Source organism: Aliiruegeria lutimaris (assembly GCF_900099935.1).
Lineage (GTDB): Bacteria > Pseudomonadota > Alphaproteobacteria > Rhodobacterales > Rhodobacteraceae > Tropicimonas > Tropicimonas lutimaris.
In genome coordinates, this window is sequence record NZ_FNEK01000001.1 from 113010 (window position 1) to 130068 (window position 17059).

15 protein-coding genes are annotated in these 17059 nt (G+C 63.2%); 10 read left to right on the forward strand and 5 right to left on the reverse strand.

From position 1 onward, the window contains the following. The first annotated feature begins 2 nt into the window (after positions 1 to 2). Complete coding sequence (locus BLR85_RS00615; protein ID WP_093147350.1) at positions 3 to 1235, forward strand: efflux RND transporter periplasmic adaptor subunit; 1233 nt, start codon at positions 3 to 5, stop codon at positions 1233 to 1235. 57 nt (positions 1236 to 1292) lie between these two features. Here BLR85_RS00615 and BLR85_RS00620 read toward each other — a convergent pair whose 3' ends face one another. The 3 genes from BLR85_RS00620 to BLR85_RS00630 form a co-directional block, all read right to left on the reverse strand. Beyond that, a complete protein-coding gene (locus BLR85_RS00620; RefSeq protein ID WP_093147353.1) occupies positions 1293 to 1721 on the reverse strand; it encodes a universal stress protein in 429 nt (142 codons plus the stop codon). Between the two features lie 11 nt (positions 1722 to 1732). Beyond that, entirely contained in the window at positions 1733 to 4369 is a 2637-nt protein-coding gene (locus tag BLR85_RS00625) for a TRAP transporter permease (protein ID WP_093147357.1), read from the reverse strand. A gap of 231 nt (positions 4370 to 4600) precedes the next feature. Then, entirely contained in the window at positions 4601 to 5563 is a 963-nt protein-coding gene (locus BLR85_RS00630; RefSeq protein ID WP_093147361.1) for a TAXI family TRAP transporter solute-binding subunit, read from the reverse strand. 632 nt (positions 5564 to 6195) lie between these two features. Here BLR85_RS00630 and BLR85_RS00635 point away from each other — a divergent pair. The 8 genes from BLR85_RS00635 (at position 6196) to BLR85_RS00670 (ending at position 14358) form a co-directional block, all read left to right on the forward strand. After that, positions 6196 to 9096: a monovalent cation/H+ antiporter subunit A gene (locus tag BLR85_RS00635; RefSeq protein ID WP_093147365.1), complete on the forward strand. Its 2901-nt coding sequence runs from the start codon at positions 6196 to 6198 to the stop codon at positions 9094 to 9096. A gap of 1 nt (position 9097) precedes the next feature. Then, entirely contained in the window at positions 9098 to 9514 is a 417-nt protein-coding gene (locus BLR85_RS00640; protein ID WP_093147370.1) for a Na+/H+ antiporter subunit C, read from the forward strand. After that, a complete protein-coding gene (locus BLR85_RS00645) occupies positions 9511 to 11046 on the forward strand; it encodes a monovalent cation/H+ antiporter subunit D (RefSeq protein ID WP_093147375.1) in 1536 nt (511 codons plus the stop codon). Before BLR85_RS00640 ends, BLR85_RS00645 begins: the two co-directional genes overlap by 4 nt. 3 nt (positions 11047 to 11049) lie before the next feature. After that, complete coding sequence (locus BLR85_RS00650) at positions 11050 to 11553, forward strand: Na+/H+ antiporter subunit E (protein WP_093147379.1); 504 nt, start codon at positions 11050 to 11052, stop codon at positions 11551 to 11553. Beyond that, positions 11550 to 11819: a K+/H+ antiporter subunit F gene (locus tag BLR85_RS00655; protein ID WP_093147383.1), complete on the forward strand. Its 270-nt coding sequence runs from the start codon at positions 11550 to 11552 to the stop codon at positions 11817 to 11819. The genes BLR85_RS00650 and BLR85_RS00655 overlap by 4 nt, the downstream gene beginning before the upstream one ends. Before the next feature lie 9 nt (positions 11820 to 11828). Further along, positions 11829 to 12212, forward strand: coding sequence for a Na+/H+ antiporter subunit G (locus BLR85_RS00660; protein ID WP_093147387.1), 384 nt, complete (start codon positions 11829 to 11831; stop codon positions 12210 to 12212). A gap of 128 nt (positions 12213 to 12340) precedes the next feature. After that, complete coding sequence (locus BLR85_RS00665) at positions 12341 to 13276, forward strand: carbon-nitrogen hydrolase family protein (RefSeq protein ID WP_093147392.1); 936 nt, start codon at positions 12341 to 12343, stop codon at positions 13274 to 13276. 137 nt (positions 13277 to 13413) lie between these two features. Further along, positions 13414 to 14358 (forward strand): aldo/keto reductase, encoded by a 945-nt coding sequence (locus BLR85_RS00670; protein WP_093147396.1) that lies wholly within the window; start codon positions 13414 to 13416, stop codon positions 14356 to 14358. A 73-nt stretch (positions 14359 to 14431) separates the two neighbouring features. On the opposite strand, the gene BLR85_RS00675 is transcribed toward BLR85_RS00670, so the two are convergent. Further along, on the reverse strand, positions 14432 to 15646 hold the full coding sequence (locus BLR85_RS00675; RefSeq protein ID WP_093147400.1) for an acyl-CoA dehydrogenase: 1215 nt from the start codon (positions 15644 to 15646) through the stop codon (positions 14432 to 14434). 186 nt (positions 15647 to 15832) lie between these two features. On the opposite strand from BLR85_RS00675, the gene BLR85_RS00680 reads away from it, so the two are divergent. After that, positions 15833 to 16072, forward strand: coding sequence for an Lrp/AsnC ligand binding domain-containing protein (locus tag BLR85_RS00680; RefSeq protein ID WP_093147404.1), 240 nt, complete (start codon positions 15833 to 15835; stop codon positions 16070 to 16072). Here BLR85_RS00680 and BLR85_RS00685 read toward each other — a convergent pair. Beyond that, positions 16069 to 16800 carry a lysophospholipid acyltransferase family protein gene (locus tag BLR85_RS00685; protein WP_170844407.1) on the reverse strand — a complete coding sequence of 244 codons (732 nt, stop codon included), beginning with the start codon at positions 16798 to 16800 and terminating at the stop codon, positions 16069 to 16071. The genes BLR85_RS00680 and BLR85_RS00685 overlap by 4 nt on opposite strands. Between the last annotated feature and the right edge of the window lie 259 nt (positions 16801 to 17059).

The window sequence follows — 17059 nt, forward strand, 5'->3', positions numbered from 1 at the left end:
GTATGGCGTCAAAGAAGACATCCCGCAGGCTGATCACCTTCGTGGTCCTCGCAGCGCTGGCCGGCGCGCTGGTCTGGGCGTTTCGCCCGCAACCAGTGCTCGTGGACATGGCCGAAGTAACGCGCGGCCCGATGATGGTGACCATCGACGAGGAGGCGCGCACCCGCGTCCATGAACCCTATGTCGTCTCCACCCCGGTGGCTGGCCGCCTGATGCGGGTCGAGGTCGAGCCGGGCGACATGGTCGCGCGCGGCACGACCGTGGTGGCGCAGATGCTGCCGATCAACCCCTCCGCGCTCGACATCCGTACTCGCGAACAGGCCCGCGCCGCGGTGACGGCAGCCGAGGCCGCCCTGCGCGTGGCCCGCGCCGATCTGAACAAGGCCATCGCCGATAACGACCTCGCACAATCGGACCTTGAGCGCGCCGATCGGCTCACAACCAGTGGCACGCTTTCACAAGCCTCGCTGGAACGCGCGCAATCTGTCGCCCGCGCGGCACAGGCCACGCTCGACACCTCCGAGGCCGCCATCTCGATGCGCGAAGCCGAGCTCGACACCGCCCGCGCCCAGCTCATCGGTTTCGACGATCACGGGCTGGCCGCCGCGCTCCAGATCACCCGCGAGAGCGCCACGCCGCTCTTCGCCCCGGCGTCGGGCCGCATCCTGCAGGTGATGCAGAAAAGCGAGACCACTCTGCCCGTCGGTACGCCGATCATGGAGATCGGCAATATCGAGGACGACCTGGAGGTGGTGGTCGAGCTGCTCTCCACCGATGCGGTGCAGGTCGATGTAGGCGACCGGGTGATCATCGACAAATGGGGCGGGGCGGAACCGCTTTCGGGCGAGGTCGTTCGGGTGGATCCGTGGGGCTTCACAAAGTACTCCGCGCTCGGCGTGGAGGAACAGCGGGTCAATGCCCGCATCCGCTTCACCGACCCGCCCGCGACGCGGGCCGCGCTCGGGCATGGCTACCGGGTGGAGGCGCGTATCGTCGTCTGGGAAAAGGAAGATGCCATCATCGTACCGGCCAGCGCGATCTTTCGTTCCAACGGCGGACATGCGGTCTTCGTGGTGAAGGACGGGATCGCGGAGCTGCGCGCGGTGGAACTCGAGCGTTCCAACGGGCTGCAAAGCTCGGTCCTGTCAGGGCTGGCGCCGGGCGAGACGATCATCCTTTATCCGGCACCGGGGCTCAGCGCGGGCACCACGGTCGCCCGCAGAATGGAATCCTGACAGCCCACCTGTCTTCTTCTGTTACGCCGGAGAGAACCTCTTCGACGCTGCTTCCGTTCAGCCACGCACAACGAAGACCGATTGCTTGGCGTGGCGGACGACCCGGGCAGCGTTCGGGCCCAGAAGGTAATCCTCCAACTCCGGCTTGTGAGAGCCGAGCACGATCATGTCCGCCCCGATGCGATCGGCGGTCTTGAGGATATTGTCGTAGATATGCCCCTTGATCACGGTCAGGTCGTACCGGATTTCCTCCGGTACTGTCTCTGCCGCCCATTCGCGGAAGCGCCGTTCCTCGTCCGCGACCATTTTCTTGGTCTGGTCGGCAGAGAAGTAGGAGCCGACGACGGACATGCCGAAATCCGGGATGACATTGATGATATGGAGCCCGGCATCATAGGCACGGGTGAGGCGGAACGCGGCCTCGGCAACACGATTTGCGGAGACCCCATCGTTCAGGTCGATGGCAACGAGGATGGATTTGTACATCTTTCAGGTCCTCAGAAGGCGGGCTGTGTCGCCCGCGGGCGCTGGATCAGGACAATCCCGGCCAGCAGCAGCAGAGCGGGAAAGAAGAAGATCTCCTTGGGCATCCGATCGTTTTCGATCTGGACTTCGCTGATCACGACCGGCGTATCGCCGTAGAAATCATACTGGTTCGCCAGCTCCTCGAAGAAAGGTGTACCAAAGAAGGGCTCTTCTAGCACCAATTGATCGCCTTCCGGCAAAATTTCCAGGCCCTGGGCTTGCAAGGCTGCATCCGCGTCTCCGGAGACCGCCGGGATGACGATGGTGGAACTTCGCGGGTCGCTCGTATCGTAGTCCGGCCCCTCCACGACGAGGCGGATAAACGCGCCATCCTCCTGTTCGGCCATGGCCGAGACCGCCGCCTCGCCGGCGACGTGGGAGTATTTCTCCGTGACCTGGTCGAGGAAGTAACCGGGTCGGAACAGCATGAAGGCGATGAAGAGCAGCACCACACTCTCCCAGACACGCGACTTGGCAAAGAAATAGCCCTGTGTTGCGGCGGCAAAGAGCAGCATGGCCAAAAGGCTGACGCAGAAGACCAGAACCGCCTTGAGCGGCCCGACATTAATCAGCAGCAGGTCGGTATTGAAGATGAACAGGAAGGGCAGAAGCGCCGTCCGGATCGAATAGAAGAACGCCGTGAGGCCCGTGCCCAGCGGATCGCCGCGCGAGATGGCCGCCGCCGCGAAACTGGCAAGCCCAACCGGTGGTGTCACATCCGCCATGATCCCGAAATAGAACACGAAGAGGTGCACCGCGATCAGTTCCACCACGAGGCCGGACTGGGCCCCGACCGTCAGGATCACCGGAACCATGAGCTGGCTGACCACGATGTAATTGGCCGTGGTCGGAAGGCCCATGCCGAGAATCAGCGACAGGACGGCCACGAGGATCAGCAGGATCATCAGGTTCCCGCCCGAGATCACTTCGATCACCTGGCCGATCACCTGGTGGGCGCCGGTCAGCGAGATGGTGCCGACGATGATGCCGACAGCACCGGTAGCAACGCCGATCGAGGTCATGTTGCGGGCACCGGCAATCAGACCCTGGACGAAATCGCCGAAGCCTTCGATCACCTCGTTGCCGATCGCCTCGCCCCGGAAGAACGCCTTGAGCGGGCGGTGGGTGACGGCGATGAAAATCATCGCGATTGTCGCCCAGAAGGCCGAGAGCGCCGGCGACAGCCGGTCGAGCGTGGCGGTGTCGACCATCAGGTTCCAGACCAGAACGAAGATCGGCAGGGCGTAGTACGAGCCGCCGATCATCGTCGGCGTGAGCCGCGGGGCCACCGGCGCCTTTTCGGGGTCGTCCACCTCGATATCGGGGTATTTCGCCGCGACATAGACCAGCGCCAGATAGGCGACGCCGAGAATGCCGACCGAGAGGTAGAGCGATGTGCCGGCCATCACCGGGTCGAGCAGCGAGCGCAGCAGGATCACAGCATAGGTAATGACGCCGAGACCGAGGAAGCCGGTAAGGAACAGCAGCGCAATAAGCAGAACGCCGAGCTTGCGGCCCTGTTTCTCAAGCCCCTGCAACCCGAGCTTCAGGCTCTCCAGGTGCACGATATAGAGCAGCGCGATATAGGAGATTATCGCCGGCAGGAATGCGTGTTTGACCACGTCGATATAGGGAATGTTCACATATTCGACCATCAGGAAGGCCGCGGCCCCCATGACGGGGGGCGTGATCTGACCGTTGACCGAGGAGGCCACCTCGACGGCGCCCGCCTTGTTGGCCGGGAAACCGATGCGCTTCATCAGCGGAATGGTAAAGGTGCCGGTGGTCACCGTGTTGGCGATGGAAGAGCCGGAAATCAGGCCCGTCATCATCGAGGAGAGCACCGCGGCCTTGGCCGGGCCGCCGCGCAGGGCGCCCAGAAGTGCGATCGCGACCTTGATGAACCAGTTGCCCCCGCCGGCACGGTCGAGCACCGCGCCGAAGAGCACGAAGAGGAAGATCATCGTCGTTGAAACGCCGAGCGCCACGCCGAAGACGCCTTCGGTCTGCATCCAGTAATGGCCGAGTGCCTTGGAAACCGAGGAGCCGCCGTAATTGGTCAGCTCGCGCACCCATTGGGAATACCCCCCGAAGAAGGTGAAAGCGACAAAGACCGAGGCGATGACCACCAGCGGCAAGCCGAGCGAGCGATAGACGGCGATCATCAGCACGACCACGCCCATGGCGGAGATGGCGACATCGGTCGGGCTCCACAATCCGGGGCGGTCGGCGATGTCCAACCGGAAGACCACCAGATACAGCGTGGCGATCAGGCCCAGGGCGACGAGCAGCCAGTCATACCAGGGGATGCGGTCATGGTCGGACTTGCGAAGCGGGAAGGCGAGCGTCGCCAGCGTCAACGCGAAGGCCAGGTGGATGAAGCGGGCCTGCGTGACCAGCAGGGCGAAAAACGACATGCCGGTAAATTGGGCCAGCATGCCCGGCACGCGCGAGGCGATATAGAGCTGGAAGACCGACCAGGTGATGCAGATGCCGAGGAACAGGCGCGCCTGCCAGCCTCCCGGGTCGCGCGCACCGGTATCGGCTTCGGCGACGATATCATAGGCGGCGTCATGCGCGGCGCTTTGATGGGTGTCCTTGTCGGTCATGTGCGTCCCCGTTCGCGAGATTTGTGTGTCACGGGCGTTGTGCCCTTGCGGCGATCACGCCGGGTTCGGAGATATTTCAGGGTCTTGCCCCGGTTCCGCGTTGCGGGTCTCCCCCGGTAATTTCTTCAAAAGACTGAAAAGCTGTCGCCGGATTTTGCGCATTGAATTGCGTTTGTGCGGGGGCGCGCGACGTTCGGCGCCCCCGCAGATATCAGGAAGGTGCCACGAGGTTTACTCGATCAGGCCAAGTTCCTTGTAGGCCTTCTCGGCGCCCGGATGCAGCGGGGCGGAGAGGCCGTCCTTGACCATTTCCTCGGCCTTGAGGTTGGCGAAGGCCGGGTGCAGGCCGCGGAAGGCGTCGAGATTTTCCATCACCGCCTTGGCGACGACATAGGCAACTTCGTCCGAGACATCGGCGGAGGTCACGAAAGTGGCGCCCACACCGAAGGTCTTGGTGTCCTTATCGGTACCAGCATACATGCCGCCGGGGATGGTAGCGACACGGTAATAGGAGTTTTCGGCCACGAGTTTGTCGATCGGCTCGCCGACCACGTCCACGAGTCTCACGTCGCAGGTGGTGGTGGCTTCCTTGATGGCGGCGGCCGGGTGGCCGATGGTGTAGATCATCGCGTCGATATTATTGTCGCAGATTTCCTTGGCCATCTCGGCGCCCTTGAACTCGGTAGCGAGACCAAGGTCATCCATGCCGATGCCAAAGGCGGCCATGACCACTTCCATCGTTGCGCGCTGGCCGGAACCGGGGTTACCCACGTTGACGCGCTTGCCCTTGAGGTCTTCGAATTTCTCGATGCCGCTGTCGCCGCGAACCAGCAGCGTGAAGGGCTCGGGATGGACAGAGAACATGGCGCGCAGCTCGGGGAAGGCGTTGCCCTCGAACTTGGAGGTACCGTTCAGCGCGTGGTATTGCCAGTCGGACTGGGCGACGCCGAATTCCAGCTCACCCTGCTTGATCGTGTTGATGTTATAGACGGAACCGCCGGTGGATTCCACGGCGCAGCGGATGCCGTGCTCCTTGCGGTCCTTGTTCACGAGACGGCAGATCGCGCCGCCGGTCGGATAGTAGACGCCGGTCACACCACCGGTGCCGATGGAGATGAATTCGTCCGCAAATGCCGCAGCGCCGGAGATTGCAGTGGTGGCGGCGACGAGCGCGCCGACGAGGTGTTTGTTCATGTAATGTCTCCCTGTCGAAGAGCCGCAACAGATCGCGGCCTGACGAAGAGTGAAACGAGTGATTTAAGAAGGTCAAGGCAGTCGGGCGCAGTAAATTGCTCGCAGAAAGCCGCCTGGCGCGCCGTGGTGGCGAAACAATGCGCCACTTCTTACGCTAGGTAAAGCTTTTTGAGGACGGTGAAATCCGGCGAGATGTAGGACGATTAAATCCTGCCGATATGCCTTTGGGCCGCTCCGGAACGAACAGACACGACATCTGCTCACGGCGTGCATCGCGACCGGAGCCCCCCCCGCGCCCACCGATCCCCGACTACCGCTCCATATGGTCGCAGCAAAGCAAATGCACAAAATTTAGGCAACCAGCATATCGATCGCGGACCCGCCGCAGCGCCGTCTGCACATCAGGTTGCCGCTGCAGGCGATTGAGAAGAGGAAATTAGCGCGTCCGGGCGGCTAACGGCTTTCAACCGTTTCGGGCGCTTGTCCGGCAGAGCGGCCAGTCTCCCGCAACCTGCCAAGTCTTTCATTTGCTCTTTTCGACCGAACTACCTACATATTTTTGCAACGTGATGCGGCGGTCACTGGCCCGGGCGTGAAAAAGGCCGGAAAAGGCGGGAAGACAGGGGGAGAAAGTGACAGAGCAGTCGGATGCGACACTCGCATTGATCGCGGCATTGCCATTTATCGGCGCGTTGTTCCCGGGATTGATGATCCGCGTTGGGCGCAATGCCTGTGCGCTGTCGGCGGGATGGGCGACGCTGTCGGCGCTGATCCTGCTGATGATCCATTCCACCGTCATCTGGCGCGGCGAGGTCGTGGTCTATCGCATCGACTGGATGCCGATGCTGGGGCTGAACGCCAATTTCCGGCTGGACGGGCTGGGGCTGCTCTTTGCCACGATGATCCTCGGGATCGGGCTGCTGATCATCCTCTATGCCCGCTTTTACCTGAGCCGCGAAGACCCGATGGGGCAGTTCTACACCTACCTGATGCTGTTCCAGGGCGCGATGCTGGGCATCGTGCTCAGCGACAACATCCTGATGATGGTGATTTTCTGGGAGCTGACCTCGCTCTCCTCCTTCCTGCTCATCGGCTATTGGAAACATAACAGGGCGGGCCGACAGGGCGCGCGAATGGCGCTCGCGGTGACCGGTTTGGGCGGGTTGGCCCTGATCGGGGGCATGTTGCTGCTGGGCAATGCCGCCGGGTCCTATGACCTGTCCGTCATTCTGACCAAGCGGGAAGAGGTTCTTGCCTCGCCCTATTTCGCGCCGATGCTGATCCTGATCCTGCTCGGCGCCTTCACCAAATCGGCGCAATTCCCGTTCCAGTTCTGGCTGCCGCACGCGATGGCCGCGCCCACGCCGGTTTCGGCCTACCTGCACTCGGCGACGATGGTGAAGGCAGGGCTGTTCCTGATGGCGCGGCTTTGGCCCGTTTTCGCCGGGACCGATCTGTGGTTCTACCTGGTGGCGACGACGGGCCTCATCACCATGCTGATCGGCGCCAAGATCGCGATTTTCAAGGACGACCTGAAGGCGCTGCTGGCCTACTCGACGGTCAGCCACCTCGGGCTCATCACCATGCTGCTGGGCTTCGGCACCACGGCGGCGGCGACGGCGGCGGCGTTTCACATCATCAACCACACGATCTTCAAGGCCGCGCTCTTCATGACCGCCGGCATTGTCGATCACGAGGCGCATACGCGCTCGATCAAGCGGCTCGGGGGCTTGCGGGTGCTGATGCCGATCACGGCCACGCTCGCGATCATCACGTCGCTCTCCATGGCGGGCCTGCCCTTCTTCAACGGCTTCCTGTCCAAGGAGCTGATGCTGGAGGAAGCCGCGCATACCTCCTGGCTCGGCAATCCCTGGCTGGTGCCGGTTCTGGCGACGCTCGGCGGGCTGTTCTCGGCCGCCTATTCCTTCCGCTACATTGGGCACGTCTTCCTTGGGCCGGAGCGTAAGGACTACCCCTCTCATCCGCATGACCCGCCCTTCGGCATGTGGGCCGCGCCCGCACTGCTGGCGGCGATGGTCGTCGTGATCGGGGTGATCCCGCAGGCCGTTGTCGGCGGGTTCCTGAACGTGGTGGCCGATGCGATCACGCAGGAGCACCTGCACCTGCACAAGCTCAAGATCTGGCACGGCTTCACGCCGGCGCTCGGCATGAGCGCCATCGCCACGCTGGGCGGCCTCGCCGTGTTCTATTTCTTCACACCGCTGGAGCGGATCTGGGTGGCCACGCCCAAGCCCGACGCCAAGCGCATGTACGACGCGCTGGTGATGTTCCTGCATCGCAACCTCGGCCGCATTTCCAACAACCTGCATGACGGCCGCCTGACCAAGTTCCTCGGCATCTTCGGCGCGACCACGGTTGCGCTCGGGCTCTTTGCCTATGTCTCGGGCAGCCACACGCCGGGCACGCGCGAGATGATCGCGCCAACGCTGGTGGATTACATCGGGACAATCCTGCTGATCGCCTCCACCATGGCGATCATGAACTATCACCGCTCGCGCCTGCTGGTGCTGGTGCTGATCGGGATCAACGGGCTGATCGTGTCGGTGATCTTCGTGCGCCTTTCCGCGCCCGACCTCGCCATGACGCAGGTCACGGTCGAGGTGGTCACGCTGATCCTCATGCTGCTGGCGCTGCACTTCCTGCCCAAGCATACGCCGCGCGAGTCGAACTGGTCGCGGCGCTCCCGCGACGCAACCATCGCCGGCGCGGCAGGCTTGTCCGTCGCGGCGCTTTCCTGGGCGCTGATGACGCGCGATTTCGAGACGATTTCCGGCTATTACCTTAAGCACGCCAAACCCGATGGCGGCGGCACCAACGTGGTCAACGTGATCCTCGTGGACTTCCGTGGCTACGATACCTTCGGCGAGATCATTGTGCTCGGCATCGCAGCACTGCTGATCTTCGCGCTGGAAGAGGCGCTGATGGATGGCCGGGCCAGCCGCAAGCTGGCCAACTGGATCCACGAGATGCGCTATTCCAAGGACCGCCACCCGCTGATGATGGTGGTCGCAACCCGGATGATGATGCCGACCTCGCTCATGGTGGGCGTCTACATCTTCCTGCGCGGGCATAACGATCCGGGCGGCGGCTTCATCGCCGGTCTCGTGGTCGCCATCGCGCTGTTGATGCAATACATGGCCTCGGGCTTCGCCTGGGCGAGCGACCGGATACAGTTCCCCTATCACGCCTTCATCGGCTGGGGCGTGCTGACCGCAGGCATCACCGGGATCGGCGCCTGGTTCAACGGTTTCCCCTTCCTCACCTCGGATTTCGGCTATGTCCACCTGCCCCCCATCGAGGAATTCGAGCTGGCCACGGCGATGGCCTTTGACCTCGGCGTCTTCCTTACCGTGGTCGGCGCTGTGATGCTGGCGATCTACTCGCTCTCGCGCATTGCCCGCCGCACCGGGGAATCGGTGAACGTTTCGCCGATGGATTACGACCCCTCCACGGTCGACCCGTTCGAAGAGGGCCACATTCGAAACGTCAGAACCACCGGGGAGGAGCGCTGAGATGGAAGCCCTACTCGCCATCGTGATCGGGTTGCAGACAGCCGGCGGCCTCTACCTTGTCCTGCGACGCCGGACCTTCTCGGTCATCATCGGAACCGCGCTGCTGACCTATGCGGTCAACCTGTTCCTCTTCGCCTCGGGCCGGCTGGCCATCGACATGCCGCCGATCTACACCCCCGGGGTCGAAAACTATACCGACCCCCTGCCCCAGGCGCTGGTGCTGACCGCGATCGTCATCTCCTTCGGCATGACAGCGGTGGCGGTGCTGATCGCGCTCGGCGCCTACCTGGAATCCGATATTGACCATATCGACCTGCGGCGCGATCCGAACGATCTCGACCTCGATCCCGACGAGATCCCGTGGGAACAGGATCCGCGCGATCCGGGCCTCGAAGCACCGAGGGGGGATTTCGGATGACCCCCAATCACTGGATAATCCTGCCCGTCGTCATGCCCGCGATCATGGCCGCCGTCATGGCCATGGCCATGCGCCACGACGTGGTTCTGCAACGGGTCTTCTCGCTGACCGCCACGGTGGCGTTGATCGCCATTTCGGCGGGGCTCTTCATCTCGACGCTGGACGGCACGATCCACACCTACCAGCTCGGCGACTGGGTGCCGCCCTTCGGCATCGTGCTGGTGCTGGACCGGCTCTCGGCAATGATGCTGCTGCTGACCTCGTTGCTGGCCGCGGGCGTGATCCTCTATGTCGCCGGTTCCGGCTGGGACACGCGCGGCTGGCATTTCCACGCGCTTTTCGCCTTCCAGGTCATGGGCGTGAACGGCGCGTTCCTGACCGGCGACGCCTTCAACCTCTTCGTCTTCTTCGAGATCCTGCTCATCGCCTCCTATGGCCTGATGATCCATGCCGGCGGCGGCGTCCGGCTCAGGGCGGGACTGCAATACGTGGTGATGAACCTTGCCGGCTCAACGCTGTTCCTCTTTGCCATGGGCACGCTCTACGCGGTAACCGGCACGCTCAACATGGCCGACATGGCGCTCAGGGTGCGCGAGCTGGACCAGGGCGACCAGGCGCTGTTGCGGGCTGGCGCCACGATGCTGCTCGTCGTCTTCGGCATCAAGGCCGCGGCCTTCCCGCTGCAATTCTGGCTCCCGGGCACCTATGCCAACGCGCCCGCGCCGGTTGCCGCTTTCTTCGCCATCATGACCAAGGTCGGCGCCTATGCGATCCTACGGATGTATTCGCTCGTCTTCTCGCCCGAAAGCGCGGCCATCGGCAGTTTCTTCCTCGACCTTCTGCTGCCCGCCGGCCTGCTGACGCTGTTCTTCGGCGCCATCGGGGTGCTCGGCGCCAAGCAACTGCCGCGGCTCGCCTCCTTCTCGGTGCTGGCCTCGATGGGCACGCTGCTCATCGCGCTCTCCATCGGCACCCAGACCGGGCTGACGGCGGCGCTGTTTTACCTGATCCACTCCACCTTCGCCGCCGCCGCGCTCTTCCTCGTGCTCGACCTGGTGGCCGACAGCCAGGGCCCGACCATCCGCGCCCCCGGCGGGCTGGTTGCCGCACTGTTCTTTGCCGCCGCCATCGCCGTGGCCGGTATGCCGCCGCTTTCGGGTTTCGTCGGCAAACTGCTGATCCTCGATGCAAGCCGCGACGCGCCCCAGATGGCGCTGATCTGGAGCATGATCCTGGGCAGCTCGCTGCTGATCATCGTCGGTTTCGCCATGCGCGGCAGCCGCTATTTCTGGAAACCCCTCGATCCCGGATTTGCCAATCCCGAGAATCTCGACCCCGACGGAAACCCGGTCGCCGCCCACCCGATCCGGCCGCTGGCGATCACCGCCGGCTTTGTTCCGTTTGCCCTGCTGGTGCTGCTGACCATCGCCGCCGGGCCGATCACCGCGGTCCTGTCCGACACGGCCGCGCAATTGCTGGAGCCCGACAGCTATATCGAGGCCGTCCTTGGCCCGCAGTCCGGGGAGCACTGAGCCATGATCCGCAAGATCCTCTATCGCCTCTTCCCCCACCCGCAGCTGACCTTCTTCCTGCTGCTGATCTGGCTGCTGCTGGTCAACAACCTGACGGTGGGCAATGTCGTGCTCGGCCTGATCCTCGGCGTGCTGATCCCCGGCATCACCCAGCCCTTCTGGCCCAACCGGCCCAAGGTCGCCCGCCCGCTGAAGGCGGCGCAGTATATCCTGCTGGTGTTGTGGGATATCTGCGTGGCCAATGTCGCGGTGGCCCGGATCATCCTGTTCAAGACCAACGCGAACACACACAGCCAATGGATCGTCGTGCCGCTGGACCTGCGCTCGCCCGAGGCCATCACCGTGCTCGCCGGCACAATCACCATGACGCCGGGCACCGTCACCGCCATGCTCTCCGCCGATGCCCAGCACCTGCTGGTGCATTGCCTCGACAGCGAAGACCCCGACGCGGTGCGCGACGAGATCAAGCACCGTTACGAACGCCGGCTGAAGGAGATCTTCGAATGATCCACTACGCGCTGCTCTTCGCATCCGGGTGCTTCTCCATCGGCATGCTTCTGAATCTCTGGCGGATCCGTTTTGCCCCCGGCGTGGTGGATCGCATCCTCGCCCTCGACACGCTGGTCGTGAACGCCATCGCGCTGCTCAATGTCTATGGCATCATGCAAGGCACCGCGGTCTATTTCGAGGTCTCGCTGCTCATCGCCATGTTCGGCTTCGTGTCCACCGTCGCCTATTGCCGCTTCATCCTGCGCGGCAACATCATCGAATAGGAGGAAGCGATGGAAATTTTTGCCGAAATCGTGATTTCCCTCATGCTGGTCATCGGCGGCCTGTTCGGCCTGCTAGGCAGCTTCGGCCTGATCAAGCTCGACGACACGATGCGCCGCCTGCATGCGCCCACGAAGGCCACGACTTTGGGGGTCGGCGGGGTGCTCATCGCCTCCATGCTCTATTTCGCCGTGTTCATGGGAGACGTGTCCTATCACGAGTTGCTGATCACGGCCTTCCTCTTCATCACCGCGCCCATCACCGCGAATTTCGTCGCCAAGGCCCATATGCATCGTGACGTGAAAGAGCGGGACCTTCCGCGGACCGGCGGCAGATATGGCTGGGCCGGCTATGACGAGATCGGCGACGAGGAACAGCCCATCGACACGAAGTGACGGTTTTCGCAGCTTGCGACGATCCGGGCCGGCCGAATCCGGGGCCCGGTCCCGGAAACTATTCGCGATCATAAAAAAATGGTAAGGAGGTCCTCTTTCAAAACAAGAAATATCGGAGGGGATGTCTCATGAAGGTCGCGATTGTCCAGGAGCCACCAGTCTATCTGAACCTGCCAGAAACCATGGAGCGGGCCGTTCAATTGGTGGAACAATCCGCCCGGGAGGGGGCCAAGCTGATGGTGTTTCCGGAGGCGTGGTTTCCCGGCTACCCGACCTTCGTCTGGCGGCTATCGCCCGGCGCGGGCATGGGCAAGACGGACGAGCTGTTTGCCCAGCTGCAGGCCAATTCCATCGATCTGAGCCGCAACGGCATGGCGCCGCTTCAGGCGGCCGCGGCCGAGAACGGGATGGTGATCGTCGCCGGCTACCAGGAACTGGACGGGGCGGTGAGCGGCTCGACGCTGTTCAATTCCTGCGTGATCATCGACGCCGACGGGACGATCGCCAACAATCACCGCAAGCTCATGCCGACCAACCCGGAGCGCATGGTCTGGGGGTTCGGCGATGGCTCTGGCCTCAACGTGGTCGAGACAGCGGTGGGACGCGTCGGAGCGCTGCTGTGCTGGGAAAACTACATGCCGCTGGCGCGTTTCGCGCTCTACGCCCAGAATGTCGATATCTATGTCGCACCGACCTGGGACAGCGGAGACACCTGGCTGGCGACCATGCAACATATCGCGCGCGAGGGCGGCTGCTGGGTTCTCGGCTGTGCGACTTCGCTGGAAGTATCTGATATTCCAACTGACATTCCGCATTACGACGAGCTGTTTCCCAACAAGGGCGAGTGGGTCAATCCCGGCGACGCGGTTATCTATCGCCCCTTCGGAGGCCTTGCCGCGGGCCCGATGCACAAGGAGAAAGGCTTGCTTGTCGCCGATATCGACGTGGACGCCGCTCGGGCGTCACGGCGGAAATTCGACGTGGCCGGCCATTATTCGCGCCCGGATGTATTCAGCCTGTCGGTCGACCGAAGCCGGAAGCTGCCAGTCGCCTTCGAAGACTAGGGCAGGCGCGCCGGGCACAGGCTCGGCAGATCGGGTTTTCCTCCCTGATTGACCCCTTGCGCATCTGACAGATCGACTCCACTCGTGCAAAGGTGGCAGAACGAAGCCACGTAACGAAATCGGTCTGGGAGCATGGCATGGCGATCGAATTGACGACTCTGGATGGAACAGCAATTTCCGCATTCTGTTTTGGCGCCATGCAATTCGGCATCGGGGCGGACCGGGCGGCCTCGGAAGAGATGTACGCCGCCTGCCGGGGCGCCGGCATCAATTTCTTCGATACAGCACATGGCTATTCCGACGGCCTCTCCGAGACCTGGCTCGGGGACATGGTCCGGAGCGAAAGGGACGCCGTCTTCTTTGCCAGCAAGGTCGCGGTCTCCGGTGGTTCGGGACGGAAAAACATCCTGGCGCAATTCGACGAGAGTTGCCGCCGGCACAAACTTGAGTGCGTGGATGGTCTGTACCTCCACCGCTGGGATGCACAGACACCGCTCGAAGAGACGTTCGAGACCCTCGCCGGCCTGAAAGAGGAGGGGAAAGTCCGCTACATCGGCGTTTCCAACTTCGCGGCCTGGCAGGTCATGAAGTCGGTCGCGGTCGCCGAACGGTTCGACCTCAAGATCTCGCTTCTGCAGCCGATGTACAACCTGGTGAAGCGGCAGGCCGAAATGGAGCTTTTGCCGATGGCGGCGGATCAGGAGATCGCGGTTGCGCCCTACTCTCCGCTCGGCGGCGGATTGCTGACGGGGAAATACCGCGGCGGCGCAACCGGGCGGCTCGATACCGATCCCAGCTACAAGATCCGCTATGGCGAACAATGGATGCGCGACGTTGCCGTGGCATTGACCGATCTTGCCGAGGAGATGGGACAGTCCCCGGCAACGCTCGCGGTGGCTTGGGTGGCCAGCCATCCCGCCGTGACGGCGCCGATCATCAGCGCCCGTTCGCTCGATCAGCTGAAACCGTCGCTGGCCGCGGTCGGGTTTGAAATGGATGCGGCCTTGCGCGCGCGGATGACGGCGCTCACGCCGACACTCGAACCCGCGACAGGCCGCCTGGAAGAAGCCGCAAAGACATAACGCGATTATCCGACGGCCCAACCAGCGCAAGCTTCGCTTTCATTGGGCCGCCGGTGATCTGTCCTCAGATGGTTTAAACGAAGGCCTGAATGCCCGTCTGCGCCCGACCTAAGATCAGCGCGTGGATGTCATGCGTGCCCTCGTAGGTGTTGACCGCTTCGAGATTCATCACGTGGCGGATCACGCCATATTCGTCCGAGATCCCGTTGCCACCGAGCATGTCGCGCGCCTCGCGGGCGATGGCCAGCGACTTGCCGCAATTGTTGCGCTTCATCATAGAGACAAGCTCGCCCGGCGCGCGATGCTCGTCCATCAAGCGGCCAAGCCGCAGAACACCCTGCAGGCCGAGCGCGATCTCGGTCTGCATGTCGGCGAGTTTCTTCTGGATCAACTGGTTGGCGGCGAGCGGGCGACCGAACTGCTTGCGGTCGAGCGTGTACTCGCGCGCCATGTGCCAGCAGGCCTCCGCCGCGCCCAGGGCGCCCCAGGCGATGCCGTAACGCGCCCGGTTCAGGCAGCCGAACGGGCCTGCCAGCCCGCTGATTTCCGGCAGCAGGTTCTCCTCCGGGACGAAAACCTCGTCCATCATGATCATGCCGGTGACGGAGGCGCGCAGGGAGAACTTGCCCTCGATCTTCGGCGTCTCCAGCCCCTTCATGCCGCGCTCCAGCAGGAAGCCCTTGATCTTGCCGTCATGCGCTTCGGACTTAGCCCAGACAACACAGATATCGGCGATGGGCGAGTTGGTGATCCAGTTCTTGGAGCCCGAGAGCAGGTAACCGCCGTCCGTCGGCTTGGCGCGCGTCACCATGCCGCCCGGGTCGGAGCCGTGATCCGGCTCGGTCAGCCCGAAACAGCCAACCAACTCGCCGGTGGCCAGTTTCGGCAGGTATTTTTGCCGCTGCGCCTCGGTGCCATAGGCAAAGATCGGGTGCATCACCAGCGAGCTTTGCACCGACATCGCCGAGCGATAGCCTGAATCGACCCGCTCCACCTCGCGCGCGACCAGCCCGTAGGAGGTGTAATTCGTCCCTGCCCCGCCATATTCCTCGGGGATCGTGCAGCCCAGCAAGCCCAGCTCGCCCAGCTCCGTCATGATCTCGCGGTGAAAGATCTCGTGCCGGTTCGCCTCCAGCACCCGCCGCGCCAGCCCGTCCTGGCAATAGGCGTGGGCGGCGTCGCGGATCATGCGTTCTTCCTCGCTCAACTGCTCGTCGAGCAGGAACGGGTCCTGCCATTGCAGGTCCGCGGGGCGCGCACGCGCTGTCTCGGGGGTGTTGCTCGCCATGTCTCCTCATCCCTCTGCTGGCACATCCGAATCCCTCGTGCTTACGGCCAAAGCGATCCGGTTTCCATGCCGCTCTTTTCACGGGAGAGAATGTCCCGCAAAGAGGGTGGCAGAGACCCGGTTTTAAGCTGCGCCCCCCGTGGTGCTGTGCTAGGACTCGCCGAGGCAAAGCATGCGAGGAGTGAAATGAACAACTGCGTCTTCGTCCAGATCCGTTGTGCCCCTGGAACCACCTACGAGGTGGCCGATGCCATCGCGCTGCGGGAAATCCACTCGGAGCTGTTTTCGACCTCGGGCGAATATGACCTGCTGCTCAAGCTCTACGTGCCCGAAGGCGCCGATGTGGGCCATTACATCAACGAGAATGTCGCCTGCATCCCGAACGTCCAGCGCACACTCACCACGATGACCTTCCGCGCCTTCTAGGCCTGCGCCTGCAGCGCCGCATAGGCGCGCGACATTTCCCCATGGAGCCGCTCCAGATCGGAATCGACCTCCGCCTCCGGGTCGCAGTGGAAGCTTTCCAGCACATCGATCCGGATCACGCCGGGCCTTGGCATTTTCCTGTTGCGCGGCAACAGGCGGTCCGAGCCGGATATGACCACCGGCCGAATGCTCCGCCCCGTCTCGCGTGCCACCAACACCACACCCGCCTTCAGCGGCGCCAGCCCTTCCTCGCCGCTGCGGGTTCCCTCGGGAAAGAGGATCAGCGACCGGCGTCGAGGCATGGCGGCGACCGCTTCGGCCAGATGCCGGCGCGCATCGCTGCCGCGGGCGCGGTCGATGGAGACCAGACCGGCGGCTCGGAATCCTCTTCCGACGAAGAAGTTGGAGAAAAACTCCTTCTTGGCACCGAAAGTAACCCATTTTCCGGCCGGCACATTGGACAGCAGCGCGAAGCCATCGAGATGGCTGCGGTGATTGACGGCAAAGATGGAATTTTCGTCGGCGGCCATACGTGCAACCGCGGTCGGGCTGATCTCCACCCGGATATCGAGGAACCAAAGCAGCCAACCACAGCTACGCGGGACAAGCCTCCAGTACCAGCTGCGAAAGCCGCGCCGCTTCTCGCAGAAACGTGGGGCGATGCAGATAAAGAGAAACAGCACCGGCCCGACAACGAGCAGCGCCAGACGCTTGAGCAATGTGAACAAGGGGTCCCTTTCCGATCCGGGCAACGGGCGGGAAGAGGCTCCTTCGGTCGCATCCAAGTTGACAGAGGCTGTCTCGCGATTCCGGCTGCCTGTCAAGCAAGGGGATCCTGCGCCGCCGCCCATTTCGACGATCGGAATGGGGGCTTTGCCCCCCGCGCTCTTGCGAGCGCTCCCCCTAGGATATTTGCAGAAAGAGGATGAAACACGCTATCCACTTTCCTCTTTCCCCAAATATCCCCGCCGGAGGCACGATCCACAG